Origin of the sequence: Paracoccus versutus, assembly GCF_029909795.1 — a bacterium.
GTDB classification, from domain to species: Bacteria; Pseudomonadota; Alphaproteobacteria; order Rhodobacterales; family Rhodobacteraceae; genus Paracoccus; species Paracoccus versutus.
The window spans coordinates 1,478,169-1,503,392 of sequence record NZ_CP038197.1 but is presented as its reverse complement, the minus strand read 5'-3'; the positions used below and the strand labels follow the sequence as shown (position 1 = coordinate 1,503,392).

Sequence of the window (25,224 nt, the reverse complement as noted above, 5' to 3'; positions counted from 1 at the left end):
CATGAGCAAGCAGATTCTGCGTATCCTTCTGACCGGCCTTGCCCTTGCCGCGCCCCTGGCGGTGCAGGCGCAGGATCATCTGCCCAACCTGTTCGACGTCACCGTGGTCGAGACCTGGGACACGCTGAACGTGCGCGAGGCGCCGGACGGCAAGGCCAAGGTCATCGGCCGGCTCGCCTCGACCGCCAAGGGCGTGGAACTGCTTTCCCGCGACGCCAGCGGCAAATGGGGCCGGGTGAACGTGGGCGAGACCACGGGCTGGGTCGCGCTGCGCTTTCTCAAGCCGCAGGCGACGGTGTGGAAACCGGCCGAGCTGCCGCTGGCGCTGCATTGCAGCGGGACCGAGCCCTTCTGGTCGGTCAAGACCGTGCAGAAGGGGCTGGTCTTCAGCGAGCCCGACCAGCCCGAGCGCCAGCTTTCGCTGCGCAAGGTCATGGATCGCGGCATCGAGGGCGAGCCCACGCGCGGCATCATCGCCGGCGACGACAAGGGCCGGCTGACCGCCTTCCTGCGGCCCGAGCAATGTTCGGACGGCATGTCGGACCGCAGCTATGCCCTGGCCGTCGCGGTGATCCTGGACGGGCAGGAGCAGCCCTCGCGCATGCTGACGGGCTGCTGCTCGATCGCGCCCTAGCAGGCTGCTGAAAAAGTCCTTGCGACAGGACAGCGCGGGCGGGGAACTGGGAAATCCGCCTCAAATTTGCCGAAAACACCCTATTTTCGGGCCAATATCAGCTGGATCCAGAACGATTTCCGCTGCGTCGCCCTCTCAAAATACTTTTTCAGCAGCCTGCTAGGCCTCGATCCCCTCGGCGCGGGCCAGTGCGGCCAGCCCGGCGCGATAGTCGGGATAGCGCAGGGTCACGCCCAGCTCGCGCTTGATGCGGTCGTTGGCGACGCGCTTGTTCTCGGCATAGAAGCTGCGCGCCATGGGGGTCATCTCGGCGCTCGCGTAATCCTCGGCAGGGGGCAGGGGCAGGCCCAACAGCTCCGCGGCATGGCCGATCACCGCCTCGGGCGGGGCCGGGTCGTCGTCGCAGACATTGTAGATCGCGCCCGGCCGCGGCGCGTGGATCGAGGCCAGCAGCACCTGGGCGATGTCCTCGGCATGGATACGCGAGAAGACCTGGCCGGGCTTGACGATGCGCCGCGCCGTGCCCGCCCTGACCTTGGCAAAGGGGCCGCGCCCCGGCCCATAGATCCCGGCCAGGCGAAAGATGTGCAGCGGCAGGCCGTGTTCGGCGGCGAGCCGCTGCCAGCCCTGCTCGGCCGCGACCCGCTCGCGCCCGCGCCGGGTCGAGGGGGTGCAGGGCGTGTCCTCGTCCACCCAGCCGCCCTCCCGGTCGCCATAGACGCCGGTGGTGGAAAGATAGCCCAGCCAGCCCGGCCGCGCCGCCGCGATCTCGGCCCCGAAGGCGGCCATGACCGGGTCCGCGCCCTGTTCCGGCCCGACCGAGACCAGGATCGCGTCGGCCTGGGCGATGGCGCGGCGCACGTCATCCTCTTGCCCCGGCCAGCGCAGCGGCTGGGCGCCGGCCTGCGCCACGCGATCGGTGGCGGCGCGGGTGGTGCCGGTGACATGCCAGCCCTCGGCCAGCAGCAGGGGCGTCAGGAAGCCGGCGGAATAGCCGTGGCCGAAAACCAGCATCCTCGTCATGCGCGCGCCCGCAGGATCTCGGCCGCCATGGCGAAGGAGCGGTGCCGCGCGCCCTGGTCGTAGATATTGCCGACCAGGATCAGCTCGTCGGGCTGGTGGCGGGCGATCAGCCGGTCCAGTTCGGCGGCGACGGTATCGGGGCTGCCGACGGCGCTGACCGCCAGCGCGGCGTTGACCGTGGGCAGGATGCGCACCGGGATCGCCTCAAGCACGTCGTCGACCGGGGGCGGCAGCAGGCCCGGCATGCCCAGCCGCAGCCGGGCGAAGCTGATCTGCTGGCTGCTGCGCAGCCGCTGCGCCTCGGCGTCGCTGTCGGCGACGATGACGTTCACCGCCAGCATGAAGCGCGGCGCCTGGCCAAACTCGGTGGGCTGGAACCGCTCGCGGTAAAGCCGCAGCGCGTCCTCGAGGTCGCCGGGGGCGAAATGGCTGGCGAAGGCATAGGGCAGGCCAAGCGCCGAGGCGAGGCTCGCGCCGTAAAGCGACGAGCCGAGGATCCAGACCGGGACATTCGTGCCCTGGCCCGGATGGGCCGCGACCGGGACGCCGGGGCGGGGCGGGCCGAGATAGTGCATGAGCTCGACCACGTCGTTCGGAAAATCCTGGTTGCCCTGCAGGGACCGGCGCAGCGCATGCATCACCGCCCCGTCGCCGCCCGGCGCGCGGCCCAAGCCCAGGTCGATGCGCGGCCCGTGGATCGTCGCCAGCGTGCCGAACTGTTCGGCGATGGCCAGGGGCGCGTGGTTGGGCAGCATGACGCCGCCGGCGCCGACGCGGATCGTCCGGGTATGGTCCGCCACATGGCCGATCAGCACCGAGGTGGCGGCACTGGCGATGCCCGGCATGTTGTGATGTTCGGCCAGCCAGAAGCGGCTGTAGCCCCAGCCCTCGGCGGCTTGCGCCAATGCCACGGAATTGGCGATGGCCCGGCGCGCGTCCGAGCCCTCGGCCACCACCGCCAGATCGAGAATGGAAAATTCCATGCGCATCACTCCTTTGCCTTCCCCAGATAAGGCGTCCGGTGCCGGCTTGCCAGCCCGCCGCCGCGCTGGCACTCTCCGCCGAAACTGGAGAGCGCGCATGTTGACCGACAGCCGGAGACTTCCCATCGAGACGCCCGAGCCCGCCGAGCGCGTCTATTTCGACGACCCGGCCGCCGCCGTCGCCCGGCTGGTCGAGCTTTACGAGCGCGCCTCGCATTTCCTGCTGGACCATTTCCTTGCCACGCTGAAGGGCGGCCGGCCGGCGGCGCGCTATCGCGCCTTCTACCCGGAACTGCGCATGACGGTGCCGATCCATTCCAAGACGGATTCGCGGCTGTCCTTCGGCCATGTCGCGCTGCCGGGCACCTATTCGACCTCGATCACCAGGCCGGACCTGTTCCGCGGCTACCTGACCGAGCAGATCGGGCTTTTGATGCGCAACCACGGCGTGCCGGTGGCGATCGGCGAAAGCGGCACGCCGATGCCGGTGCATTTCGCCGTGGCCACGCAAAGCGACCTGAACGTGCCGCAGGAAGGCGTGCTGGACTATTCGCTGCGCGACGTCTTCGACGTGCCGGACCTGAACACGATGAACGACGACATCGTCAACGGCACCGCCGGGCCGAACCCGGACGGCAGCCATCCGCTGTCGCCCTTTACCGCGCAGCGCGTCGACTACTCGCTGGCGCGGCTGGCGCATTACACCGCGACCCTGCCCGAGCATTTCCAGAATTTCGTGATGTTCACGAACTACCAGTTCTACGTGGACGAGTTCGAGCTTTTCGCCCGCCGGGCGCTGGCCGATCCGCATTCGGGCTATACCGAGTTCGTCGCGCCGGGCAACCAGGTCCTGGAACGCCCCGAGGACATCATCGCCACCGGCGCCAAGATGCCGCAGATGCCGGCCTATCACCTCAAGCGCGCGGACGGCGACGGCATCACCCTGGTCAATATCGGCGTCGGCCCCTCGAACGCCAAGACCGCGACCGACCATATCGCCGTGCTGCGCCCGCATGCCTGGCTGATGGTCGGCCATTGCGCCGGGCTGCGCAACAGCCAGAGCCTGGGCGATTTCGTCCTGGCCCATGCCTATCTGCGCGAGGATCACGTGCTGGACGACGACCTGCCGGTCTGGGTGCCGATCCCGGCCCTGGCCGAGGTGCAGGTCGCCCTGCAAGAGGCGGTGGCCGAGGTCACGCAGCTGGAGGGCTATGAGCTCAAGCGCATCATGCGCACCGGCACGGTGGCCACCATCGACAACCGCAACTGGGAATTGCGCGACCAGTCCGGCCCGGTGCAGCGGCTGTCGCAATCGCGCGCCATCGCGCTGGACATGGAAAGCGCCACCATCGCCGCGAACGGGTTCCGCTTTCGCGTGCCCTATGGCACGCTCCTGTGCGTCAGCGACAAGCCGCTGCACGGCGAGTTGAAGCTGCCCGGCATGGCCACGGATTTCTATCGCACCCAGGTCGCGAACCACCTGCTGATCGGCATCCGGGCCATGGAAAAGCTGCGCGAGACGCCGTTGGAGCGCATCCACTCGCGCAAGTTGCGCTCGTTCAACGAGACCGCCTTTCTCTAGAATAGGGCCCTTGGCGACGAATTTCGCAGCGTTTGCTGGGGAAAGACGCCGAAAAAGCTTGATCTGCGCTTAAAAAGCTTGTGTAGCGGCAAGCGTGCCGCCAAGGTGGCGTCCGAAAATTTCCCGAACGGGGAACAACGAGGAGACAGAATATGGCCCAGGCCGCTTCGAAACCGATGACCAAGACCCAGCTCGTCGCCACGCTGGCCGATGAAATGGGCAGCGACAAGAAGACTGCCGCGGCGGCTCTGGACGCGCTTTCGGCCGTCGTGTCGCGCACGGTCGCCGAAGGTGGTGCCGTCACCCTGCCGGGCATCGGCAAGGTTGCCTGCCGCACCCGCCCCGAGCGTCAGGTCCGCAATCCGCAAACCCAGGAGATGATGACGAAGCCCGCCGACAAGGTGGTCAAGGTCACCATCGCCAAGGCGCTGAAGGACAGCGTGAACGCCTGATCCCGGCTTTCGCCGCAGAAGGGGCCGCGCATGACCTGCGCGGCTTCTGTCGTTTCCGGCCCTTGCGCCCGCCGGCCCATCTGCTAGCCCATGGGGGTGCGGGCAGGGGGGCGACATGGATTTCAGGGCCATTCTGATGGGCTTCGGCTTTGCGGTCGTCTGGGCCTCGGCCTTTACCTCGACGCGCATGATCGTCACGGCCGCGCCGCCGCTGACCGCGCTGGTCATCCGCTTCGGCCTGTCTGCCATGGTCGCGATCCCGCTGGCCCGCGCCATGGGCCAGAACTGGCGCCTCAGCCGGGCCGAATGGCGCACGGTGGTCCTGTTTGGCCTGTGCCAGAACGCGCTTTACCTGGGTTTCAGCTGGGTCGCGATGCAATATGTCGAGGCATCCGTCTCGGCCATCATCGCCTCGATGATGCCGCTGGCCGTGGCCTTCCTGGGCTGGCTGCTCTATGCCGAGCGGCTGCGCCCCATCGCCGTGGCCGGGCTGGTCGCGGGGGTGGCCGGCGTCACGCTGATCATGGGGGTGCGGCTCCGGCACGGGCTGGACGTGCCGGGGGTGATCCTGTGCCTGATCGGCATGGTGGCGCTGACCTTTGCCACGCTGGCGGCGCGCGGCGCCGGCGGCAGCCGCAACATGATGATGATCGTCGGGCTGCAGATGGCAGTCGGCGCCGGCCTGCTGCTGGTCCCGGCCATGCTGATGGAATGGGGCCGCCCGGTGGAATGGAGCGCGGGCCTGCTTTGGGCCTTTGCCTATACGGTGATCGCGCCGGGCATCGGCGCGACCTGGCTGTGGTTCCGGCTGGTCAACCGCATCGGCGCGGTGCGGGCGGCGACCTTTCATTTCCTGTCGCCGATCTTCGGCGTCGCCATCGCCGCCGCTTTGCTGGGCGAGCGGTTCGGTGCCTCGGACGTGATCGGCGCGCTGATCGTGGCGGCGGGCATCCTGATGGTGCAGCTGGCCAAGCTGCCCGCCGCCGCCGCGGCGGCGCCTCAGCCGCCCAGTTCCGCCGCCCGCGCCATCGAGGGGCGCGACTGAACCCGCCGCGCCCAGTCGTCGATGGCGGGCGTGCGCGGCATCCCCTCGCCAAAGAACAGGAAGGGGCTGGCGATCAGCAGGTCGGCGCCCGAGAAGCGGTCGCCTAGCAGCCAGGGCTGCTTGCCCAGCACCTCGTCCAGCCGCCGGATCGCGGTGTCGTAGTCGCGGAAGGTCGCCTCCAGCGCCGGATGCCGGATCTTGAAGAAGTTCAGGATCGCCACCGGCTCCAGCACGCCCTGATACCAACTGAGCCAGCTCAGATACTGGCCGCGCCTGGGATCGCCCGGCAGCGGGCCCAGCCCCGCCTCGGGGAACATGTCGGTCAGATACAGGATGATGGCGCCGCGTTCGCGCACGTGATCCTCGCCATCGACCAGATAGGGCACCTTGCCCTCGGGATGCGGGTTCGCCGGGTCGCGCCCGCCCGAGCCGTCCTGGCGCGGGATCGTGACATGGCGGATCTCGACCTTGTCGGGGATGCCCAACTCGTCCAGCAGGGCAAGGATGCTCGACGAGCGGCTTTTCGGGGCGTGGTATAGGGTCGGCATCTTGGCCTCCTGTGTTGACGGGGGCAGAATGGCGCAGGGCCCCTGACAGAAGGTGACAGCATGTCCCGCACCGACCGGCTGATGCGCCTGATGGATGCGCTGCGCCGCCTGCCCGCGCCGGTGACGGCCGCGCGGCTGGCCGAGGAGACCGGCGTCTCGCGCCGCCAGCTTTACCGCGACATCGCCACGCTGCGCGCCGGCGGCGCGCTGATCGACGGCGAGGCGGGGCTGGGCTATGCGCTGACCGAAGACCCGGCCCTGCCGCCGCAAAGCTTTTCGCGGCTGGAGATCGAGGCACTACTGCTGGCCGTCTCGGGCCTGCGCACGCTGGGCGATCCCGAACTGACCCGCGCGGGCGAGGATGCGCTGGCCCGCATCATCGCCACCCTGCCCGAAAGCCAGGGCCGGCACGCCATGCACACCACCATGCGCCTGTTTCGCGAACCGGCGCAGCGTCCCAGCCCGCAGGTGGACATGGCGCTGCTGCGCGAGGCGCTGTGGGAAGAGCGCAGCCTGGTCATCGACTATCTCGACCTGCAGGACGCCGCCACGACGCGCGAGATCTGGCCCTTGGGCCTCAGCTACAGCGACAACCACATGATGCTGCTGGCGCATTGCACGCTGCGGCAGGATTTCCGCACCTTTCACGTGCCGCGCATCCGGGCCATGCGTCCCGGCGGCACCAGCTTTCGCCCGCGCCGGGTGGCCCTGGTGCGGGACTATATCTCGCGCCCCTGCGCTAGGCGGCCGCAACCGGGGTGAAGATCGCGGTGGCGCGGTCGCAGCGGTAATGCGCCAGGTGGTCGGCCGCGTGATCGGCCAGGTCGCAGACGGCATCCAGGATCGCCTCGACCTCGGCGCGCGGGGCCGCCCAGCACAGGTTCAGCCGCACGAAGCCGGGCTTCTCGATCTCGTCCCCGGCCAGGATCGCGGCGCGCAGCCGGGCCGAATCCTCGGGGCCCAGCCCCAGCAGGTGATGGACATAGGGCCCGGCGCAGGCGCAGCCGCCGCGCGCCTGCACGCCGTAAAGGTCCGACAGCATCCGCGTCGCCAGCTGCTGGTGGACAAAGCCGCCCCGCCCGTCGCGGATGCGGAAGCTGAAGAAGGGCAGGCGCGGCGCGTCCGGGTTGCCCAGCAGCTCGATCCGCGGATGGCTCCGCAGCCGCGCCATCCCCAGCGCCAGCCATTCGGCATTGCGCGCGTCGATGGCGTCCTGCCCCACGGCGGCCTTGGTCAGAAAGACCAGCGCGGCGCGGATGTCGCCGATCACGTTCGGGGTGCCGCCTTCCTCGCGCGCCTCCAGCGACGGCGCATAATCGTGGCCCTGGGGCGAGACGAAGCGCACCGTGCCACCGCCGGGCAGGGTGGGGCGCCCGGCCAGCACCGCGTCGCGGCGCAGGATCAGGACGCCCGAGGCGCCGGGCCCGCCGATGAACTTGTGCGGCGAGATCACCACCGCATCCATGCCCAGCCGCATGTCGATGGGCAGATAGGGCGCGCCGCCGGCCTGGTCCCAGACCACCCTGGCCCCTGCCGCCTTCAGGATGCGCGTGACCTCGGCCATGTCGGTCAGCGTGCCGGTGACGTTCGAGGCGGCCGAGAAGCTGCCGATCACCGGGCCGCCCGCGCGCGCCAGCGCCTGCCGTAGCGCCGCCAGGTCCGGCCCGCCGGTCGCGGCCTCGGGGATCGTCACCACCTCGGCCCCGCTTTCGCGCCAGGGCAGGATGTTCGAGTGATGCTCGTAAGGCCCGATCAGCACCGTCGTTCCCGGCCCGGCGGCCATGAGATGCACCAGCCGGTTGATGCCCTGCGTCGCGCCCGAGCCGGTGAAGATCACCGCATGTTCCGCCCCGGCATGGGTGCAAAAGCCGATCGCCTCGCGCGCCGCGCGGCGCATCCGGGTCATGGTGCCGCCGCAATGGCTGGCCTCGGTATGGCTGTTGGCATACCAGGGCAGGACGTTCTCCATCACCCAGTCCTCGATGGGCCGCAGTGCCCGGCCCGAGGCGATGTAATCGGCATAGATCATCCGGCGCGGCCCGAAGGGGCCGTCGATCACCGCGTCGCGGCCGATCACGCCGTCATGGATCACCTGCATCGGGTCGTCGCCCAGCCGGGCGAGATAGCTGTCGAAAGGCGGCATCGGATTCCTCGTCTTCATGCGCGCATCTTGACCCGCCGCTGGCGAGAAATCATTCTGAATATCTGCCAGTATCCCACTGATCGGTTGTCAAATGAACGACAAGACCTCTTCCATAGACGAAATCGACAACCGCCTTCTGGCGCTGCTGCAACGCGATGCCGGCCTGTCGCAGCGCGAACTGGCCGAGCGGGTGGGCCTGTCGCAGAACGCCTGCTGGCGGCGCCTGCAGCGGCTGACCGAGGCCGGCGTGCTGCAAGGCAGCCGCGCCGTCATCGACGCGGCGGCGCTGGGGCTGGGGCTGACGGTCTTTGTCATGATCCGCACCCGCCATCATGACGACGCCTGGGCGCGGCGCTTTCGCGCCCGCATCGAATCGCTGCCGCAGATCACCGAGTTCCACCGCATCGGCGGCGAATGGGACTATATGGCCAAGGCGGTGGTGGGCGGCATGGCGGGTTATGACGCGCTTTACAAGCAACTGATCGCCGACATGGATCTGGAACGCGTCACCGGCGTTTTCTCGATGGAGACGATCTTCGAGGGCCGGCCGCTGGCGCCGGCTTGATTTTCACGAAATGTTCTACATCTTCGGGTCATGCGTGCCGATTCCATCCTGTTCCCGACCGAAGCCGGCCTTTTCTGCCCCGAGGGCGGCTTTCACATCGACCCGCTGCGTCCGGTCGAGCGCGCGCTGATCACCCATGGCCATTCCGACCACGCCCGTTTCGGCCATGGCGCGGTCATGGCCACGGCCGAGACGCTGGAGATCATGCGGCTGCGCATGGGCGACGGCTTTGCCGGCGCGACCCAACTGGCCGAGGCCGAGACGCGCATCGGCGGCGTCACCGTCAGCTTCCACCCGGCCGGTCATGTGCTGGGATCGAGCCAGATCTCGGTCGAGGCCGGCGGTTGCCGCATCGTCGTCTCGGGCGATTACGCGCGCCAGCCGAACCCGACCTGCGCGCCCTTCCAGCCGGTGCCCTGCGACGTCTTCGTGACCGAGGCGACCTTCGGCCTGCCGGTATTCCGCTTTCCCGAGCCCTCGGCGCAGGTGGCCAAGCTTCTGGCCAGCATGGCCGAGTTTCCCGACCGCCCGCACCTGATCGGCGCCTATGCGCTGGGCAAGGCGCAGCATGTCATCGCGCTGATGCGCGAGGCCGGCTATGACGCGCCCATCGCTATCCATGGCGCGCTGAAGGCGCTGTGCGATTTCTACACCTCCCGCGGCATCGACCTGGGCGCGCTGGTGCCCGCCACGGCCGAGGATGTGGCGGCGCAGCTGGTGATCGCGCCGCCCTCGGCATTCGCCAGCCCCTGGGTGCAGCGGTTCCGCGACCCGGTGATCGGCTTCGCCTCGGGATGGATGGCGGTGCGGGCGCGGGCGCGGCAGCGCGGGGTCGAACTGCCGCTGGTCATCAGCGACCACGTGGATTGGCCGGCGCTGACCGGCACGTTGGCGGAACTGGCGCCGTCCGAGGTCTGGGTCACGCATGGCGCCGAAGAGGGCGTGATGCGCTGGTGCGAACTGGCGCAGATCCCCGCCCGGCCGCTGCGGCTGGTCGGCTACGAGGACGAGGCGGAATGAAGGGTTTTGCCGCCCTGCTGGAACGGCTGGCCTTCACGCCGGCGCGCAATGCCAAGCTGCAGCTTTTGCAGCACTATCTGGAGCGCACGCCGGACCCGGATCGCGGCTGGGCCCTGGCGGCGCTGACCGGCGATCTGGCGTTGCGCCGGGTCACGCCCTCGCTTCTGCGGGCCCTGGCGGCCGAGCGGGTGGACGCCGAGCTTCTGGCGCTGAGCTATGATTTCGTCGGCGACCTGGCCGAGACCATCGCGCTGGTCTGGCCCGAGGGGGCCGAGGACGACCCCTCGCTGTCCCAGGCGGTGGCCTTGTTGCAGGGCACCGGCAAGGCGGCGCTGCCCGGCGCCATCGCTGCGTTGCTGGACCGGCTGGGCCCGTCCGAGCGGCTGGCCTTCCTGAAGCTCGCCACCGGCAACCTGCGCGTGGGCGTCTCGGCCCGCATGGCGCGGATGGCGCTGGCGGCGATGGGCGTGCCCTCGGTCCCCGAGATCGAGGAGATCTGGCACGGGCTTACGCCGCCCTATGCGCCGCTGTTCGGCTGGCTGGGCGGTGGGGCGCGGCCGGAAAGCGCGGCGCTGGCGCCGTTTCGCCCGGTGATGCTGTCGACGCCGACCGACCTGGACGAATTGCGGGCGCTGGAGCCCGGCGATTATTTCGCGGAATGGAAATGGGACGGCATCCGCGTGCAGGCGGTGGCCGAAGGCGGCATGCGGCGGCTGTATTCCCGCACCGGCGAGGACATCTCGCACGCCTTTCCCGACGTGATCGAGGCGATGGATTTCCACGGCAGCGCCGATGGCGAGCTGATCGTGCGCCGCGAGGGCGAGGTCGCGCCCTTCGGCGAGTTGCAAAAGCGGCTGAACCGCAAGACCGTCGGCAAGGGCCTGCTGGCCAGCCACCCGGCGGGCTTGCGGCTTTACGACCTGCTGCTGTGGGATGGCCGCGATCTGCGTGCCGAGCCGCTGGAGGCGCGCCGCAGGGTGCTGGAGGCGGTGGATTTCGGTGCCCGCATCGACATCTCGCCGCTGTTGGACTTCGCCACCTGGGAAGACCTGGCCGCGCTGCGTGCCGAGCCGCCCGCGGCGGTGATCGAGGGGGTGATGGTCAAGCGCCGCGATTCGACCTATGTCGCCGGCCGGCCGCGCGGGCCCTGGTTCAAGTGGAAGCGCGACCCGATGGTGGTCGACGCGGTGCTGATCTATGCGCAGCGCGGCCATGGCAAGCGTTCGGGCTTTCACTCCGACTTCACCTTTGGCCTGTGGGACGGCGGTGAACTGGTGCCGGTCGGAAAGGCCTATTTCGGCTTTACCGATGCCGAGCTGCGCGAGCTGGATCGCTTCGTGCGCCAGAACACCGTCGAGCGTTACGGGCCGGTGCGGGCGCTGGCGCCGAAGCTGGTGGTCGAGGTGGCCTTCGAGGGGCTGAACCGCTCGGCCCGGCACCGTTCGGGCGTGGCCATGCGCTTTCCCCGCATCAGCCGCATCCGCTGGGACAAGCCGGCGGCCGAGGCGGACCGGCTGGAAACGCTCGAGGCGATGCTGTGATCCTGCCGCCCGCGTTCCAGGACTGGTTCGCGCGCCAGGGCTGGCAGCCGCATCCGCATCAGCTGGCGCTGCTGGCGGCGACGGGCGACAGCCTGCTGATCGCGCCGACCGGCGGCGGCAAGACGCTGGCGGGGTTCCTGCCCTCGCTGGTGGAGCTGGCGCAGGCGGCGCGGCCGGATGGGTATTGGGGCAACAGAGAAGCGGCACGGGGCGGGCTGCATACGCTTTACGTCTCGCCGCTGAAGGCATTGACTGCCGACATCGGCCGCAACCTGGCGCGGCCGGTGGCCGAACTGGGGCTGGGGGTGCGGGTCGAGGACCGGACCGGCGACACCGGGCAGAGCCAGCGCCGGCGCCAGCGCGTCGATCCGCCCGAGATCCTGCTGACCACGCCCGAGAGCCTGGCCCTGATGCTGAGCTATCCCGAGGCGCCGGCGATCTTTGGCGGATTGCGCCGGGTGGTGCTGGACGAATTGCACGCCCTGGCGGAAAGCAAGCGCGGCGACCAGCTGATGCTGGGCCTGGCGCGGCTGCGGGCCTTGTCGCCGGGGCTGCGGGTGACGGGCCTGTCGGCGACGGTCGAGGATCCGCAGGCGCTGGCCGGGTTCATGGCAGGCGCTGCGCCGGTCACGGTGGTCGAGGCCGATCCCGGCCCCGATCCCGACATCGCCATGCTGGCCACTGCGCGGCCTGCGCCCTGGTCCGGCGGCGGCGGGCATCATGCCATCCCCGAGGTGCTGGCGGCGGTGAAGGCTGCGCGCACCACCATCATCTTCATCAATACCCGCGCCCAGGCCGAGCTGTTCTTCCAGGCGCTTTGGGCTGCGAATGACGAGAACCTGCCCATCGGGTTGCACCACGGCAGCCTGGCGCGCGAGCAGCGCGCGCGGGTCGAGGCGGCGATGGCGGCGGGCGAATTGCGTGCCGTGGTGGCGACCGGCAGCCTGGACCTGGGCATCGACTGGGGCGCGGTGGACCTGGTGATCCAGGTCGGTGCGCCCAAGAACGTCAAGCGGCTGGTGCAGCGCATCGGTCGGGCGAACCATCGCTATAATGCGCCCTCGAAGGCGCGGATCGTGCCGGCGAACCGTTTCGAGCAGATCGAATGCGTCGCCGCGCTGGAGGCGGTGCGGGCGCGCGACCTGGATGGCGATCCGCGCGGGCCGGGGCCGCTCGATGTGCTGTGCCAGCATATCCTGTTGACTGCCTGCGCCGCACCCTTCGACGCCGATGCGCTTTATGCCGAGGTCGCCACCGCCGGCCCCTATCGCGGGCTTTCCCGCGCCGATTTCGACGCCTGCCTGGATTTCGCCGCGACCGGCGGCTATGCCCTGCGCGCCTATGACCGCTGGCAGCGGCTGATGCTGCGCGGGGGCCTGTGGCATCTGCGCGACGCGAGAGCGGCGAAACTGCTGCGGATGAATGTCGGCACCATCGTCGAGGCCGAGATGATGAAGGTCCGCCTGCGCGGCCGCGGCGGCGCGCCCCTGGGCGAGGTCGAGGAAGCCTTTGCCGCCAGCCTGACGCCGGGCGACAGCTTCCTGATCGGCGGGCGGGTGGTGCGCATGGATGCGATGCGCGAGATGGTGATCGAGGTCACGCCCGACCCGACGCGGCAGCCCAAGATCGCGGTCTATTCCGGCGTCAAGCTGGCCATGTCCACGCAGCTTTCGCATCGGGTGCTGGCGCTGATCGGCGATCCGTCGCGGCACGATGCCTTGCCCGCGCAGACGCGGGACTGGCTGGGCTTGCAGGCCGAGGTCTCGGCCCTGCCGGAACCGGGGCTGCTGCTGTCCGAAAGCTTTCCCCATGCCGGGCTGTGGCATTTCGCGCTTTACGGTTTCGCCGGTCGCAATGCCTTGCAGACGCTGGGCCTGCTGCTGACCCGCGAGATGGAGGAGGAGGGGCTGGGCCCGCTGGGTTTCCTGTCGACCGATTACGCGCTGCTGGTCTGGTCGCTGGACCCGCTGTGCGATCCCGCGCCGCTGCTGGACCGGGCGCGGCTGCGGGCGGGCCTGGGCGACTGGCTGGGCGGGAATGCGGTGATGAAGCGCACCTTCCGCAACGTGGCCACCGTCGCCGGGCTGATCCAGCGCAACATGCCCGGCCAACGCAAGAGCGGGCGGCAGGCGACATTCTCCAGCGACATCCTTTACGACACCCTGCGCAAATACGACCCCGGCCACCTGATGCTGCGCATCACCGCCGAGGAGGCGGGGCGGGGCCTTGTCGATTTCGGCCGGATCGAGGAGATGCTGGACCGCTCGCCCCGGCGCGAGCATCGGATGCTGGACCGCGTTTCGCCCATGGCCGCGCCCTTGCTGCTGGAGGTCGGCCGGGTGCCGATCCGCGGCGAGGGCCGCGAGCGGCTGGCGCAGATCGAGGCCGAGGCACTGATGCGCGACGCCGGGCTGGAAGGGATTGCATGAGCGGATATGTCTTTGACTTCCACGGCTTGTGGCTGGAGGCGCGGGGCTCGGGCGTGCTGTGGTGGGGGATGGGCGGCTGGCTGGTCGTGGCCGACCTGCACCTGGGCAAGTCCGAGCGCATGGCCCGGCGCGGCGGCCCGCTGCTGCCGCCTTACGAGGGGCTGGCGACGCTGGAGCGGCTGGCGGCCGAAATCGCGGCGCTGGACCCGCAGGTGGTGGTCAGCCTGGGCGACGGTTTCGACGACCTGGCGGCGGCCGAGGCGCTGGACCCGCTGGTCGCCGGCGCCCTGGCCCGGCTGGCGCAGGGGCGGGACTGGGTCTGGATCGGCGGCAACCACGATCCCAGCGCGCCGGCGGGCCTGCCGGGCCGGGCGGCGGACAGCCTGCGGCTGGGCCGGGTCACGCTGCGGCACCAGGCGGGGCAGGGGCCGGACATATCGGGCCATTTCCACCCCGCCGTGCGGCTGGCAGGAGAGCGGCGGCGCGCCTTCCTGCTGGGCGGCGATCACCTGCTGCTGCCGGCCTTCGGCGCCTATACCGGCGGGCTTTTGCAGGACGATCCGGCGCTGGCGGCGCTGGTGCCGCAGGGGCTGGCCATCGCTTGCGGCGCCCGCGCCATTCCGCTGCCGCTGGGCCGCCGACGGTCGTGAGAAACGAAAAAGAGCCGCCCAGGGCGACCCTTTCCCGTCCGTGGAGCCGGATCAAGCGTTCGGGGTCAGAACTTGAAGTTCAGGCCCAGTTTCAGGTTGTGATAGTCGGGGGTGGCCTGAGTCGATGCCGTTTCACTATTGAGAGTGAAGGTGCGCGTGGACTTGCCGAAGTTGGCATATTCATATTCGCCCGTTACCGACATGCGATCGTTCAGCTTCTTTTCGACGCCAAGGCCCAGGATATAGCCGCTCTGCTTGTAATTCGCTTCGTCGCTGAAGGAACCGCCTGCGTCATCCGTGGCAGCGACCCGATACTCGATGTCGGCCCTGGCAAGGCCTGCCACGCCATAGACCAGCAGGTCGGGCTGAACCACATAGCCGGTCTTGACGCGCAGGGCCAGGACGCTCTTGACCTTGGAGGACACATCGGTCGAGCCGTCGTATGCGTTGTCATAGGTCAGCACGTCGTCGATATTGCCGCCTTCAAAGCCCAGTTCCGGGCCGAACACCCAGCGGTTGCGCTGCCAGCGATAGCCGATGCGCAGCCCGGCATTGGCGCCGCTAAGCTCAAGCTTGCCGGCGGTGCCCAGATAGCCGCCTGGGATCTCGGTGAAGCCCACGTATTCGCCCTCGCCGAAGGCATAGCCCAGCGTCACACCGGCATAGCCGCCGGCCCATTCGCCGGCGGGGACTTCGACGATCGGGGCGGTGACGCCGCTGTCAACGATCGGCAGTGTAAAACCTCCCGCATTCGCGGCCAAAGCGGCGGCCAGCGTCAGCGAGGCGGCGGCCGCAGTGGCGTGAAGGGCGTTCATCCGAACAGCGCACATGTCCACATCTCCTATGCGTGATGCCTATAGAAGGTCCAAAATCCCCGGCATCAAAATCAATTAACAACTCGGCCTGCGGTCGGAAGGCCGCAAGCGGCGCCTGAAGGCGCCGCCGTTTTGTGGCGCAGATCGCGACATGATAGCAACATAAAACTAAAGATCGTGTAAAATTTAAGGGGTTTGTGGCGCCATTGGCACCGTTAAGCCTTATATGTCCAGATTCTCCACGCTCAGGGCGTTCTGCTGGATGAAATCGCGGCGCGGTTCGACCACATCGCCCATCAGCTTGGTGAAGATGTCGTCGGCCTCGCCCAGATCCTCGACCCGCACCTGCAGCATGGTGCGCGCCGCCGGGTCCAGCGTGGTTTCCCAAAGCTGCTCGGGGTTCATCTCGCCCAGGCCCTTGTAGCGTTGCAGCGACAGGCCCTTTTCGCCCTCCAGGAAGATGGCTTGCAGCAGGCTCATCGGGCCGTGGATCGGGATGCCGCGATCCTTGCGGATCAGCTGCGCCGGCTGGCCATAGACCTCGTGCAGCGCATCGGTCATGGCGCCCAGCCGCCGGCTTTCGGCGCTGCGCAGCATCGGGCCGTCCAGGGTGCGGCTTTCCTCGACGCCCCGCAGCAGCCGGGTCAGGCGGATGCCGGCATCCTGGGTCGGGCGGCCGGTCCAGCCGCGCTCGTATTCCTCGGCGATCAGGTCCAGCCGCTGGGCCACGGCATTGGCCACGCCCTGCGCATCGGCATCGACCCGGCCCTGGACCAGCGCGCCGGCGATGGCGGCCTGTTCGGTGATATGGGGCGGGTAATGCGTCGGATAGGCGCGCAGGATGCGGCGCACGGTGCGCGCCTCCTCGACCACGCGGGCCAGGTCGGCGCCGGTCAGGGTCTCGCCATTGCCCAGCCGCAGGCTGGCGCCGTCGATGCCCTGCTCGATCAGGTAGTCCTCAAGCGCCGCCTCGTCCTTGAGATAGACCTCGGACCGGCCGCGGCTGACCTTGTAGAGCGGCGGCTGCGCGATATAGAGATGCCCCGCCTCGATCAACTCGGGCATCTGCCGGAAGAAGAAGGTCAGCAGAAGCGTGCGGATATGCGCGCCGTCCACGTCGGCATCGGTCATGATGACGATCTTGTGGTAGCGCAGCTTGCCCAGGTTGAACTCGTCCCGGCCGATGCCGGTCCCCAGCGCGGTGATCAGCGTGCCGATCTGGTCGCTCGACAGCATCCGGTCGAAGCGCGCCCGCTCCACGTTCAGGATCTTGCCGCGCAAGGGCAGCACCGCCTGGTTCTGGCGCGAGCGGCCCTGCTTGGCGGACCCGCCGGCCGAGTCGCCCTCGACGATGAACAGTTCCGACAACGCCGGATCCTTTTCCTGGCAATCGGCCAGCTTTCCGGGCAGGCTGGCCACGTCCATCGCGGTCTTGCGGCGCGTCAACTCGCGCGCCTTGCGCGCCGCCTCGCGCGCCAGCGCCGCCTCGACGATCTTGCCCAGGATGGATTTCGCCTCGGCCGGGTTTTCCTCGAACCATTCGGCCAGCTTCTCGCCCACCAGCCCCTCGACCGCGGGACGCACCTCCGAGGAAACCAGCTTGTCCTTGGTCTGGCTCGAGAATTTCGGGTCCGGCACCTTGACCGACAGCACGCAGGTCAGCCCCTCGCGCGCGTCGTCGCCGGTGAAATCGACCTTTTCCTTGCGCGCCTGGGCATTGGTCTGCGCGTAATTGTTGATGACGCGGGTCAGCGCGCCGCGGAAGCCGGCCAGATGCGTGCCGCCGTCGCGCTGCGGGATATTGTTGGTAAAGGGCAGCACCGTCTCGTGGTAGCTGTCGTTCCACCACATCGCCACCTCGATGCCGATGCCGCCGCGCTCGCCGGTGATGAAGATCGGCTCGGGCATGACCGGGGTTTTCGAGCGGTCGATGAATTTCACGAATTCCCGCACGCCGCCTTCATAGAAAAGCTCGGTCCGCAGCGGTTCGGCATGGCGCTCGTCCTCCAGGATGATGCGCACGCCCGAGTTCAGGAAGGCCAGCTCCCGCAGCCGGTTCTCCAGCACCTTATAGCTGAAGTCGCGGTTCGAGAAGGTGCCGTCCGCCCGGTCCTCCTTGGACGAGGCCAGGAAACGCACCTCGGTGCCCTTCTCGCCCGGCTCGGCATCGCCGACCACGCGCAGGTGCTCGACGGTGTCGCCGTTCTCGAAGCGGGCGTAATGTTCCTTGCCGTTACGCCAGATGCGCAGCTCCAGCCAGTCCGACAGCGCGTTGACGACCGAGACGCCGACGCCGTGCAACCCGCCCGAGACCTTGTAGCTGTTCTGGTCGAACTTGCCGCCGGCATGCAGCTGGGTCATGATGACCTCGGCCGCGCTGACCCCTTCGGTCGGGTGCATGTCCACCGGGATGCCGCGGCCGTTGTCGCGCACCGAGACGCTGCTGTCGGCGTGAATCCTCACCCGCACGAAATCGGCATGTCCGGCCAGCGCCTCGTCGATGCCGTTGTCCACGACCTCATAGACCATGTGATGCAGGCCCGAGCCGTCGTCGGTATCGCCGATATACATGCCGGGACGCTTGCGCACGGCTTCCAGGCCCTTGAGAACCTTGATGGAATCGGCGCCGTAGTCGGAGGTCTGGGGGGCGGGTTCGGTCATTGTCTTCTTATCCTGCCTTGGACTCGCATCTTATAGTGTGCGCCGCACGGAATGTCACGGGAAAGCCACAAGATTTAGCGGCTTCCCACCGGCCGGCGCCCCGCCATGCCCGCCGCGCCGCGCGCCCGGCCATCCGGCGCGAAACCTCCGGCTTCTTCGTTCCCCAAATACCCATGCCGCCCGCCCCGCCAGGCGCTCCGCCCGCCGCCTTGTCCTTGGGCTTTCACCGTTTCCCAAATACTCCCGCCCGGCGCGCAATGTGCCCCGCCCCGTCCGGCCTTCCACCCTCTCGGGCGATACCCAGGCCGGTTCAAGCCAGCCCGTCCTCCTCCAGCAGGGTCCGGCCGTCGCGGCTCTCGATCTCGATCACCCACAGGTCGGGGTCGCGGGCGATGTTGCGGGCGATCCCGGCGTCGATCTCGCGCTCCTCGGCCTCGTTCAGCTGCAGCCAGGCCCGCCGGTCGGTCTCGAAATCCCATTCCCGGATCCACAGGCTCGCCCGGCCGTCCAGCGTGGCGCATTTCACCATCACGCTGCCGGCGGTGTCGTCGCCATGCCGGGTGACATAGGCCGGGATGCCGACAAGCCCCAGCCGGCGCAGATAGGCCGCGACCCAGACGCCGGCGGCCAGGCGCGGCTCAGGCATCGGGCGCCTCAGGCATCGCCGTCGCGGAAATCGAGGCCCATCTCGTTATAGCGCTCGGCCTCGTCCAGCCAGTTCTCGCGCACCTTCACCTGCAGGAACAGGTGGACCGGGCGGCCCATGAACTCGGCCAGTTCGGCCCGCGCCGCCTGGCCGATGGCCTTGATCGTCTCGCCGCCCTTGCCCAGGACGATGCCCTTGTGGCCGGGGCGGGCGACATAGACGATCTGGTCCACGCGGGCCGAGCCGTCCTTGCGCTCTTCCCATTTCTCGGTTTCCACCGTCAGCTGATAGGGGATTTCCTCGTGCAGGCGCAGGGTCAGCTTTTCGCGGGTGATCTCGGCGGCGATCATGCGCATCGGCAGGTCGGCCACCTGGTCCTCGGGGTAAAGCCACGGCCCCTCGGGCACTTCCTGCGCCAGCCAGTCCAGCAGGTCGTCGCAGCCATAGCCCTTTTCGGCCGAGATCATGAAGGTGCGGGTAAAGTCGAAGGCGGCATTCAGCTGTTGCGACAGCGCCAGCAGCGCCTCGGACTTCACCCGGTCGATCTTGTTGATGACCAGCGCCACCGGGGTCTGGCCGGCATGCTGGCGCAGGTTGTCGATGATCGCCTGCGCGCCGTCGGTCAAGCCGCGATGCGCCTCGATCAAGAGCAGGATCACATCGGCATCGGCCGCGCCCCCCCAGGCCGCCTTGACCATCGAGCGGTCGAGCCTGCGGCGCGGGCGAAAGATGCCGGGCGTGTCGACGAAGACGATCTGGCTGTCCCCTCGCATGGCGATGCCGCGGATGCGGGCGCGGGTGGTCTGCACCTTATGCGTCACGATCGAGACCTTGGCCCCGACCATCCGGTTCAGCAGGGTGGATTTCCCGGCATTCGGCTCGCCGATCAGGGCGACGAAGCCCGCGCGTGTCTGGGTCATGGCGTTCTTTCGATCTGTTCCAGCATGGCGCTGGCGGCGGCCTGCTCGATGCTGCGTTTGGTGCCCCTGCCGCTGGCGGCGGCCTCGCGGCCGTCGTCCAGCCGGACGGTGATCTGGAATTCCGGCGCATGGTCGGGGCCGCTGCGCGCGGTCTGGATATAGCGCGGCGGGCTCATGCCCTGCGCCTGCGCCCATTCCTGAAGCGCGGTCTTGGCGTCGCGCGCATCGCTTTCGACATTGGCGAGCCGGCTTGCCCATAGGCGCAGCACCAGTTGGCGCGCCGCCTCGAAGCCGGCATCCAGATAGACGGCGGCGATCACCGCCTCCATCGCATCGGCCAGCAGCGCCTCCTTGCGCCGGCCGCCCGACAGCATCTCGGAGCGGCCGAGCTTCAGCACCTCGCCCAGACCGATCTCGCGGGCGACGGCGGCGCAGGTCTCGCCCTTGACCAGCGTGTTGTAGCGCGGCGCAAGCTGGCCTTCGGTCGCGGCGTGGTCGGCCGAGAACAGCGCCTCGGCGATGGTCAGGCCCAGCACGCGGTCGCCCAGGAATTCCAGCCGCTGGTTGTCGGGCCGGGTGGCGCTGGCGATCGAGCCATGGGTCAGGGCGCGGCGCAGCAGGTCGGGGCGCGAGAATTCGTGCCCCAGCCGTTCCGAGAATGCGCGCAGGTCTGCGGAAATCTTCATGTCGCGATCCTGCCACGGCGCGGGGCGCCGCGGCAATTCTTCCCTTAGTCCACGGCCTTCAGGAAGCGGTCTGCCCGCCAGGTCCAGAAATACAGCAGCGACTTGCCGGCCGAGGAGAACATGATCCGGTCGGCGCGCCCGATCAGGTATTCCGCCGGCACCATGCCGACGCCGCCCACCGCCGCCGGCCAGCGCGAGTCGCCGGAATTGTCGCGGTTGTCGCCCAGGAAGAAGTAGTTCCCCTCGGGCACGGTGAACTCGGCGGTATTGTCGCCCGGTCCGTTGTCGAAGATGTTCAGCACGTCATGCGTGCGCCCGTTGGGCAGCGTCTCGGTGTGGCGGTCCTTTTCGCAGGCGGCGCCCTCGGGGACCGGCTCGTTGCGGCATTTCGGCAGGCTTTGCTGCGGGCCCTGCGGGGCATAGGGTTCGGTGAAGGTGCCGGCGGGCTGCTGCGGCACCTCCTGCCCGTTGATCCACAGCACGCCGTCCCTCATCTGGATGCGGTCGCCGGGCAGGCCGATCACCCGCTTGATGAAATCGTCGCCCCGCGTCGGGTGGCGAAAGACCACGACATCGCCGCGCTCGGGCTCGGAGCCCAGGATGCGGCCCGAGATCGGGCAGATCGCGAAGGGGCAGGACACCCGCGAATAGCCATAGGCCATCTTGTTCACGAACAGGAAGTCGCCGATCAGCAGCGTGTCCTTCATGCTGCCCGAGGGAATCCAGAACGGCTGGAAGAACAGGGTGCGGAACACGCCCGCGATCACCAGCGCCCAGAAGATGGTCTTGACGGTTTCCCAGATGCCGCCATCCTTGCGGGCTTCGCTTTTGGCCATGGATGCCATTCCCTTCATCGGCAAGTCGCGCGTTCATGGGGCGCGGGGGGCGGCAAAGTCAAGCCGTGCCTGCCCCGCCGTCATCCGGAAGCGCCTCGATCACCACCAGGGCCTGCGCCCAGGGATGGTCGTCGGTCAGCGTCACATGCACATGCGCGCGGTGGCCGGGGGGCGTCATCGCCGCCAGCCGCTCGGCCGCCCAGCCGGTCAGCTCCATGGTCGGCTGGCCGGTCGCAAGGTTCCTGACCGCCATGTCGCGCCAGGCGATCCCCATGGCCAGCCCGGTTCCCAGCGCCTTGGAGCAGGCCTCCTTGGCCGCCCAACGCTTGGCGAGCGTCGCGGCCTCTTGCCGGCGCCGCGCGGCCAGCGCCAGTTCGCGTTCGGTAAAGACCCGCCGGCGGAAGCGGTCGCCGTGGCGCGCGAGCACCCCGGCGATGCGGTCTATGTTGCAGAGGTCCGAGCCTATGCCGAGAATCATGCGCCTGGTTGGTCCTGTGGTGACATGGGTATTTGGGCAACGGAGAAATCAGGCGCGGGTGGCGTCCATGCGCCGGCGCATTTCGCGGATGGCCGGGCCGAGGCCGAGGAAGACCGATTCGGCGATCAGGAAATGGCCGATGTTCAATTCGCGCAATTCGGGGATGGCGGCGATGGGGCCGACCGTGTCGAAGGTCAGGCCGTGGCCGGCATGGACCTCGAGTCCCAGCAGATGCGCCTGGGCCGCGGCCTTGCGCAGCGCCTCGAGCTCCAGGTCGCGTTCGGCCGGCCGCCCTTCGGTGTCGAGGTCGCAATAGGCGCCGGTATGCAGTTCCACCACCGCGGCACCGATGCGGGCGGCGGCCTCGACCTGGCGCGGCTCGTGGCCGATGAAGAGCGAGACCCGGCAGCCCGCCTCGCGCAGCGGCGCGATGAAATCGGCCAGGAAGGCCTCGTTGCCGGCGACGTCGAGCCCGCCTTCGGTCGTGCGCTCCTCGCGCTTTTCGGGGACGATGCAGACGGCATGCGGGCGGTGGCGCAGCGCGATGGCCTGCATCTCGGCCGTCGCGGCCATTTCCAGGTTCAGCGGCAGGTTCAGCGCGGCCATCAGCCGGTCGATGTCCGCGTCCGAGATATGGCGGCGATCCTCGCGCAGATGGGCGGTGATGCCGTCGGCGCCCGCCTCCTGGGCCAGCGTCGCCGCGCGCAGCGGGTCGGGCCAGGGCGTGCCGCGGGCGTTGCGGATGGTGGCGACGTGGTCGATGTTGACGCCAAGGCGCAGCATGGTTTTCCCCTTGTGGATTTCAGCGGCAGGTTAGTGCTTTGCCGGCGCAAGTCCAGATGCCGCCACCCACCAGCCGGGATTTGCCCCGGCGATGCGGGCGCGGGCGGCCTGGGCCTGGGCCGCGGTTGCGAAAAGCCCGAAGCAGGTCGCGCCCGAGCCGGACATGCGTGCAAGCGCCGCCCCGGTCGCGCGGATCGCGGCCAGGCAATCGGCGATCTCGGGCATCAGGGCGATGGCCGGCGCCTCGAGGTCGTTGCGGCATTCCTGCAGGAAGGCGATCAGAGCCGGCGCGTCGGGGAAATCGGGCAAGGGCTCGGGCATGGGCGGATTGTCGCGCTGCGCCAGGGCCTTGAACACCGCGGGCGTGGGCAGGCCGCGGCCGGGATTGACCAGCAGCACATCCAGCTGGGGCAGCGGCGGCAGCGGCACCAGGATCTCGCCCAGGCCCCGCATCCGCAGCGGACGGCCGGCCAGGCAGGCGGGCAGGTCGGCGCCCAGCATTTCCGGCCGCTCGGGGCGGGCATCCAGCGCGCGCAGCACCGCCGCCGCATCGGCCGAGCCGCCGCCGATGCCCGAGGCCACCGGCAGGTTCTTTTCCAGGGTGATCCGCGCCTCGCGCCCGGCCAGCCGCGCGGCGCGCAGGCACAGGTTGTCGGGCTCGGCCGCCAGGCCCTGGGCGAAGGGGCCGGTCAGGCTGAGCGACAAGGGCCCCGGCGCCACCGTCACCACGTCGCCCAGCTCCAGGAACACCACCAGCGAATCAAGCAGGTGATAGCCGTCCGCGCGGCGGCCGGTCACATGCAGGGACAGGTTCAGCTTGGCGGGCGCGGCCTCGCGCCGGGGCAGGGGCATGGGTCAGTCGGCCTTGGCCGGTTCCGGGGCGCGGACCTCGGGGCGCCGGCGGCCGGCGGCCGTTTCCTCTTCCAGCACCGCATCGAGGCCGCGCTCGAGCTTGATGCGGATGCGTTGGGCGTCGGCTTCGGTTTCCGGCTTCAGCGACAGGGCGCGGTGCCACTGGATCTCGGCCTCGCGCTTGCGGCCGACCATCCAGTAGATGTCGCCCATGTGGTCGTTGACCAGCGAATCGCTGGCCATGGCGGCCACCGCGCGCTCCATCGGCGCCACCGCCTCCTGGTAGCGGCCGAGGCGGAAATAGGCCCAGGCCAGCGAATCGAGGATATAACCGTCGTCCGGGCGCAGCTCGACCGCGCGCTGGATCAGCGCCAGCGCCTCGTCCAGCTTTTCGTTGCGGTCCACCAGGCTGTAGCCCAGATAGTTCAGCACCTGCGGCGAATCGGGGCGGATCTTCAGCGCGGCGCGGAAATCCGCCTCGGCCCTGGGAAACTGCCCCGAGCGTTCCAGCGCGATGCCGCGGGCGTAAAGCGGGAACCAGCGCGCCTCGGGGCTGGCGTCGCCGATCAGGTCCAGCGCCTTGTCATAGGCCGGGACCGCCTGGGCGAACTTGTCCTGCTGGCGCAGCATGTCGCCAAGCGCGATCCAGCCCTGGGCCAGTTCGGGATGGGCGGCGGTCAGCGCCAGCGCGGCCTTTTCGGCATCCCCCAGCCGCTCGGCGCGGGCCAGGGCGTCGATGCGCGACAATTCCGCGACCGGGCGCATGTCGCCCAGCTCGCGCAGGGCCTCGAACTCGCGCTCGGCCAGGTCGAACTGGCCGAAGCCCTGCAAGAGCTGCGCCGCCAGAAGCCGCGCCTCGCCCAGGTCGGGGGCCAGGTATTCGGCCAGCCGGGCATGGATCAGCGCCAGCGGATCGGGCTCGTCGGTGGTGGCCAGGACCGAGCCGAAGGTCAGGAACAGCTGCGCCATGCCGTCCGCCGGACCGCGGGCGGAATCGAAGGGCAGCGTCTCGCCCCGTGCCATGCGGTCGCGCAGGGCGACCAGGTAGGGCTCCTCGGCAAAGCCGGGCGTCGCCTCGATCATGGCGATGGCGTCGCGGTTGCGTTCCAGCTGCGACAGCACCTGGGCGCGGGCGATGACGCCCAGGATATGCGCCCCGGTGACGGGATCGGCCAGCAGCAGCTCGGCGCCCTCGAAATCGCCGACCCGCGCCTTGGCGAGCGCCAGGTGGTAGTTCACCATCGGCGCGGCGCCGCGCAATTCGGCCATTTTCTTGAAGGCGGTCAGCGACTCGCCGGCCTTTCCGGCGCCCAGCAGCGCCCAGGCCCGCATCATGCCGTCGATCAGCATGCCGCCGCCGGGCGTGCCGGCGTCGCCTTCGGGCGAGGGGGCGGCGTCGATGGCCTCGATCAGCGCGTCCCAGCGCCCGGCGCGTGCCATCTCGGCGCGCTGCACCAGCCGCGCCAGTTCCGTGGCGCGGCCCTGGCCGGACATGGTGCCGGCAAGCGCGGTGGCGCGCTCCATCTCGCCGGCCGAGATCAGCGCGACCAGCGCGCTGTCCTGCAGGAAGGGATCGCTGTCGTCATGGGCCAGCGCCTGGAGGTAATAGCGGGCGGCTTCGGGATAGTCGTTCTGGATCGCGGCCATGCGCGCGGCCAGGTAGGGCCCCGAGAGGCCGCGAACCTCGGGCGCCGTATCCGCCGGGCGATGCGCCGGGCGCTCGCTGTTCTGGGGCTCGGGCTTTTCGGCCTGGGCAAGCGAGGGTGCGGCCATGGCGGTGCCCTGCGGCATCGGCGCGGCGATCAGCGCGATCAGCGCCATGGGGATCAGTCTTGTGGTCACGGCTTGGGCCCATGTCTCGGCGATTTGCGCAGGCGACCCTAGCCGCCGCCGGGCCGATGGGCAACGGCGGGGCGGCGGCGGCGGGCGTCC

At 69.3% G+C, this 25,224-nt stretch carries 24 protein-coding genes; 10 read left to right on the top strand and 14 right to left on the bottom strand.

Going from position 1 to position 25,224, the window contains the following annotated elements:
* The first annotated feature begins 1 nt into the window (after nt 1).
* Nucleotides 2-634 carry a COG3650 family protein gene (locus tag E3U25_RS18645; RefSeq protein ID WP_240540305.1) on the top strand — a complete coding sequence of 211 codons (633 nt, stop codon included), beginning with the start codon at nt 2-4 and terminating at the stop codon, nt 632-634.
* 159 nt (nt 635-793) lie between these two features.
* Here E3U25_RS18645 and E3U25_RS18640 read toward each other — a convergent pair whose 3' ends face one another.
* Both E3U25_RS18640 and E3U25_RS18635 read right to left on the bottom strand, forming a co-directional pair.
* Entirely contained in the window at nt 794-1,657 is an 864-nt protein-coding gene (locus tag E3U25_RS18640; RefSeq protein WP_116221917.1) for an SDR family oxidoreductase, read from the bottom strand.
* Complete coding sequence (locus E3U25_RS18635; RefSeq protein WP_116222420.1) at nt 1,654-2,640, bottom strand: LLM class flavin-dependent oxidoreductase; 987 nt, start codon at nt 2,638-2,640, stop codon at nt 1,654-1,656. Before E3U25_RS18635 ends, E3U25_RS18640 begins: the two co-directional genes overlap by 4 nt.
* Nucleotides 2,641-2,737: 97 nt before the next feature.
* Between E3U25_RS18635 and E3U25_RS18630 the strand changes: the two genes are divergently transcribed.
* The 3 genes from E3U25_RS18630 to E3U25_RS18620 all read left to right on the top strand — a co-directional run bounded on the left by E3U25_RS18630 (nt 2,738) and on the right by E3U25_RS18620 (nt 5,719).
* A complete protein-coding gene (locus E3U25_RS18630) occupies nt 2,738-4,222 on the top strand; it encodes an AMP nucleosidase (RefSeq protein ID WP_036749994.1) in 1,485 nt (494 codons plus the stop codon).
* A gap of 152 nt (nt 4,223-4,374) precedes the next feature.
* Complete coding sequence (locus tag E3U25_RS18625; protein WP_024845371.1) at nt 4,375-4,674, top strand: HU family DNA-binding protein; 300 nt, start codon at nt 4,375-4,377, stop codon at nt 4,672-4,674.
* Between the two features lie 115 nt (nt 4,675-4,789).
* The gene (locus E3U25_RS18620; RefSeq protein WP_116221918.1) at nt 4,790-5,719 is read left to right on the top strand and encodes a DMT family transporter; all 930 of its coding nucleotides are present in this window, start codon (nt 4,790-4,792) and stop codon (nt 5,717-5,719) included.
* Here the strand turns inward: E3U25_RS18620 and E3U25_RS18615 are convergent.
* Complete coding sequence (locus E3U25_RS18615; protein WP_116221919.1) at nt 5,674-6,267, bottom strand: glutathione S-transferase family protein; 594 nt, start codon at nt 6,265-6,267, stop codon at nt 5,674-5,676. The genes E3U25_RS18620 and E3U25_RS18615 overlap by 46 nt on opposite strands.
* 60 nt (nt 6,268-6,327) lie before the next feature.
* Between E3U25_RS18615 and E3U25_RS18610 the strand changes: the two genes are divergently transcribed.
* Nucleotides 6,328-7,029, top strand: a complete 702-nt coding sequence (locus E3U25_RS18610; protein ID WP_036750003.1) for a helix-turn-helix transcriptional regulator — start codon at nt 6,328-6,330, stop codon at nt 7,027-7,029.
* Here the strand turns inward: E3U25_RS18610 and E3U25_RS18605 are convergent.
* On the bottom strand, nt 7,007-8,428 hold the full coding sequence (locus tag E3U25_RS18605) for an aminotransferase class V-fold PLP-dependent enzyme (RefSeq protein ID WP_116221920.1): 1,422 nt from the start codon (nt 8,426-8,428) through the stop codon (nt 7,007-7,009). The genes E3U25_RS18610 and E3U25_RS18605 overlap by 23 nt on opposite strands.
* A gap of 73 nt (nt 8,429-8,501) precedes the next feature.
* Between E3U25_RS18605 and E3U25_RS18600 the strand changes: the two genes are divergently transcribed.
* The 5 genes from E3U25_RS18600 to pdeM are packed head-to-tail and all read left to right on the top strand — an operon-like array spanning nt 8,502 to nt 14,615.
* Nucleotides 8,502-8,975: an Lrp/AsnC family transcriptional regulator gene (locus tag E3U25_RS18600; protein WP_116221921.1), complete on the top strand. Its 474-nt coding sequence runs from the start codon at nt 8,502-8,504 to the stop codon at nt 8,973-8,975.
* A gap of 30 nt (nt 8,976-9,005) precedes the next feature.
* Nucleotides 9,006-9,995: a ligase-associated DNA damage response exonuclease gene (locus E3U25_RS18595; RefSeq protein ID WP_116221922.1), complete on the top strand. Its 990-nt coding sequence runs from the start codon at nt 9,006-9,008 to the stop codon at nt 9,993-9,995.
* On the top strand, nt 9,992-11,536 hold the full coding sequence (locus tag E3U25_RS18590) for a cisplatin damage response ATP-dependent DNA ligase (RefSeq protein ID WP_116221923.1): 1,545 nt from the start codon (nt 9,992-9,994) through the stop codon (nt 11,534-11,536). The genes E3U25_RS18595 and E3U25_RS18590 overlap by 4 nt, the downstream gene beginning before the upstream one ends.
* A complete protein-coding gene (locus tag E3U25_RS18585) occupies nt 11,533-13,965 on the top strand; it encodes a ligase-associated DNA damage response DEXH box helicase (RefSeq protein ID WP_116221924.1) in 2,433 nt (810 codons plus the stop codon). Before E3U25_RS18590 ends, E3U25_RS18585 begins: the two co-directional genes overlap by 4 nt.
* Nucleotides 13,962-14,615 (top strand): ligase-associated DNA damage response endonuclease PdeM, encoded by a 654-nt coding sequence (gene pdeM / locus E3U25_RS18580; RefSeq protein ID WP_116221925.1) that lies wholly within the window; start codon nt 13,962-13,964, stop codon nt 14,613-14,615. Before E3U25_RS18585 ends, pdeM begins: the two co-directional genes overlap by 4 nt.
* A 65-nt stretch (nt 14,616-14,680) precedes the next feature.
* On the opposite strand, the gene E3U25_RS18575 is transcribed toward pdeM, so the two are convergent.
* From E3U25_RS18575 to E3U25_RS18530, 10 genes are all read right to left on the bottom strand, one after another.
* Entirely contained in the window at nt 14,681-15,445 is a 765-nt protein-coding gene (locus tag E3U25_RS18575) for an outer membrane protein (RefSeq protein ID WP_116221926.1), read from the bottom strand.
* Between the two features lie 207 nt (nt 15,446-15,652).
* A complete protein-coding gene (gene gyrB, locus E3U25_RS18570) occupies nt 15,653-18,091 on the bottom strand; it encodes a DNA topoisomerase (ATP-hydrolyzing) subunit B (protein ID WP_114535244.1) in 2,439 nt (812 codons plus the stop codon).
* Nucleotides 18,092-18,401: 310 nt separating this feature from the next.
* A complete protein-coding gene (locus E3U25_RS18565; protein WP_116221927.1) occupies nt 18,402-18,737 on the bottom strand; it encodes a DUF1491 family protein in 336 nt (111 codons plus the stop codon).
* An 8-nt stretch (nt 18,738-18,745) separates the two neighbouring features.
* Complete coding sequence (era, locus tag E3U25_RS18560; protein WP_072463724.1) at nt 18,746-19,657, bottom strand: GTPase Era; 912 nt, start codon at nt 19,655-19,657, stop codon at nt 18,746-18,748.
* A complete protein-coding gene (gene rnc, locus E3U25_RS18555) occupies nt 19,654-20,343 on the bottom strand; it encodes a ribonuclease III (RefSeq protein ID WP_116221928.1) in 690 nt (229 codons plus the stop codon). The genes era and rnc overlap by 4 nt, the downstream gene beginning before the upstream one ends.
* A gap of 44 nt (nt 20,344-20,387) precedes the next feature.
* Nucleotides 20,388-21,188, bottom strand: a complete 801-nt coding sequence (gene lepB, locus E3U25_RS18550; protein WP_116222421.1) for a signal peptidase I — start codon at nt 21,186-21,188, stop codon at nt 20,388-20,390.
* Nucleotides 21,189-21,237: 49 nt separating this feature from the next.
* Nucleotides 21,238-21,657 carry a holo-ACP synthase gene (gene acpS / locus E3U25_RS18545; RefSeq protein WP_072463727.1) on the bottom strand — a complete coding sequence of 140 codons (420 nt, stop codon included), beginning with the start codon at nt 21,655-21,657 and terminating at the stop codon, nt 21,238-21,240.
* Nucleotides 21,658-21,705: 48 nt separating this feature from the next.
* Nucleotides 21,706-22,440 (bottom strand): pyridoxine 5'-phosphate synthase, encoded by a 735-nt coding sequence (locus E3U25_RS18540; RefSeq protein ID WP_072463728.1) that lies wholly within the window; start codon nt 22,438-22,440, stop codon nt 21,706-21,708.
* A 30-nt stretch (nt 22,441-22,470) separates the two neighbouring features.
* Nucleotides 22,471-23,292, bottom strand: coding sequence for a 4-(cytidine 5'-diphospho)-2-C-methyl-D-erythritol kinase (locus tag E3U25_RS18535; RefSeq protein ID WP_072463729.1), 822 nt, complete (start codon nt 23,290-23,292; stop codon nt 22,471-22,473).
* A 3-nt stretch (nt 23,293-23,295) separates the two neighbouring features.
* Nucleotides 23,296-25,134, bottom strand: a complete 1,839-nt coding sequence (locus E3U25_RS18530; protein WP_244295155.1) for a tetratricopeptide repeat protein — start codon at nt 25,132-25,134, stop codon at nt 23,296-23,298.
* Nucleotides 25,135-25,224: the final 90 nt, after the last annotated feature.

Bases quoted from the DNA above. Each gene is read 5' to 3' on its own strand.
- E3U25_RS18645 (WP_240540305.1), top strand. From the start codon at position 2: ATGAGCAAGCAGATTCTGCGTATCCTTCTGACCGGCCTTGCCCTTGCC.
- E3U25_RS18640 (WP_116221917.1), bottom strand. From the start codon at position 1,657: ATGACGAGGATGCTGGTTTTCGGCCACGGCTATTCCGCCGGCTTCCTG.
- E3U25_RS18635 (WP_116222420.1), bottom strand. From the start codon at position 2,640: ATGGAATTTTCCATTCTCGATCTGGCGGTGGTGGCCGAGGGCTCGGAC.
- E3U25_RS18630 (WP_036749994.1), top strand. From the start codon at position 2,738: ATGTTGACCGACAGCCGGAGACTTCCCATCGAGACGCCCGAGCCCGCC.
- E3U25_RS18625 (WP_024845371.1), top strand. From the start codon at position 4,375: ATGGCCCAGGCCGCTTCGAAACCGATGACCAAGACCCAGCTCGTCGCC.
- E3U25_RS18620 (WP_116221918.1), top strand. From the start codon at position 4,790: ATGGATTTCAGGGCCATTCTGATGGGCTTCGGCTTTGCGGTCGTCTGG.
- E3U25_RS18615 (WP_116221919.1), bottom strand. From the start codon at position 6,267: ATGCCGACCCTATACCACGCCCCGAAAAGCCGCTCGTCGAGCATCCTT.
- E3U25_RS18610 (WP_036750003.1), top strand. From the start codon at position 6,328: ATGTCCCGCACCGACCGGCTGATGCGCCTGATGGATGCGCTGCGCCGC.
- E3U25_RS18605 (WP_116221920.1), bottom strand. From the start codon at position 8,428: ATGAAGACGAGGAATCCGATGCCGCCTTTCGACAGCTATCTCGCCCGG.
- E3U25_RS18600 (WP_116221921.1), top strand. From the start codon at position 8,502: ATGAACGACAAGACCTCTTCCATAGACGAAATCGACAACCGCCTTCTG.
- E3U25_RS18595 (WP_116221922.1), top strand. From the start codon at position 9,006: ATGCGTGCCGATTCCATCCTGTTCCCGACCGAAGCCGGCCTTTTCTGC.
- E3U25_RS18590 (WP_116221923.1), top strand. From the start codon at position 9,992: ATGAAGGGTTTTGCCGCCCTGCTGGAACGGCTGGCCTTCACGCCGGCG.
- pdeM (WP_116221925.1), top strand. From the start codon at position 13,962: ATGAGCGGATATGTCTTTGACTTCCACGGCTTGTGGCTGGAGGCGCGG.
- E3U25_RS18575 (WP_116221926.1), bottom strand. From the start codon at position 15,445: ATGTGCGCTGTTCGGATGAACGCCCTTCACGCCACTGCGGCCGCCGCC.
- gyrB (WP_114535244.1), bottom strand. From the start codon at position 18,091: ATGACCGAACCCGCCCCCCAGACCTCCGACTACGGCGCCGATTCCATC.
- E3U25_RS18565 (WP_116221927.1), bottom strand. From the start codon at position 18,737: ATGCCTGAGCCGCGCCTGGCCGCCGGCGTCTGGGTCGCGGCCTATCTG.
- era (WP_072463724.1), bottom strand. From the start codon at position 19,657: ATGACCCAGACACGCGCGGGCTTCGTCGCCCTGATCGGCGAGCCGAAT.
- rnc (WP_116221928.1), bottom strand. From the start codon at position 20,343: ATGAAGATTTCCGCAGACCTGCGCGCATTCTCGGAACGGCTGGGGCAC.
- lepB (WP_116222421.1), bottom strand. From the start codon at position 21,188: ATGGCATCCATGGCCAAAAGCGAAGCCCGCAAGGATGGCGGCATCTGG.
- acpS (WP_072463727.1), bottom strand. From the start codon at position 21,657: ATGATTCTCGGCATAGGCTCGGACCTCTGCAACATAGACCGCATCGCC.
- E3U25_RS18540 (WP_072463728.1), bottom strand. From the start codon at position 22,440: ATGCTGCGCCTTGGCGTCAACATCGACCACGTCGCCACCATCCGCAAC.
- E3U25_RS18535 (WP_072463729.1), bottom strand. From the start codon at position 23,292: ATGCCCCTGCCCCGGCGCGAGGCCGCGCCCGCCAAGCTGAACCTGTCC.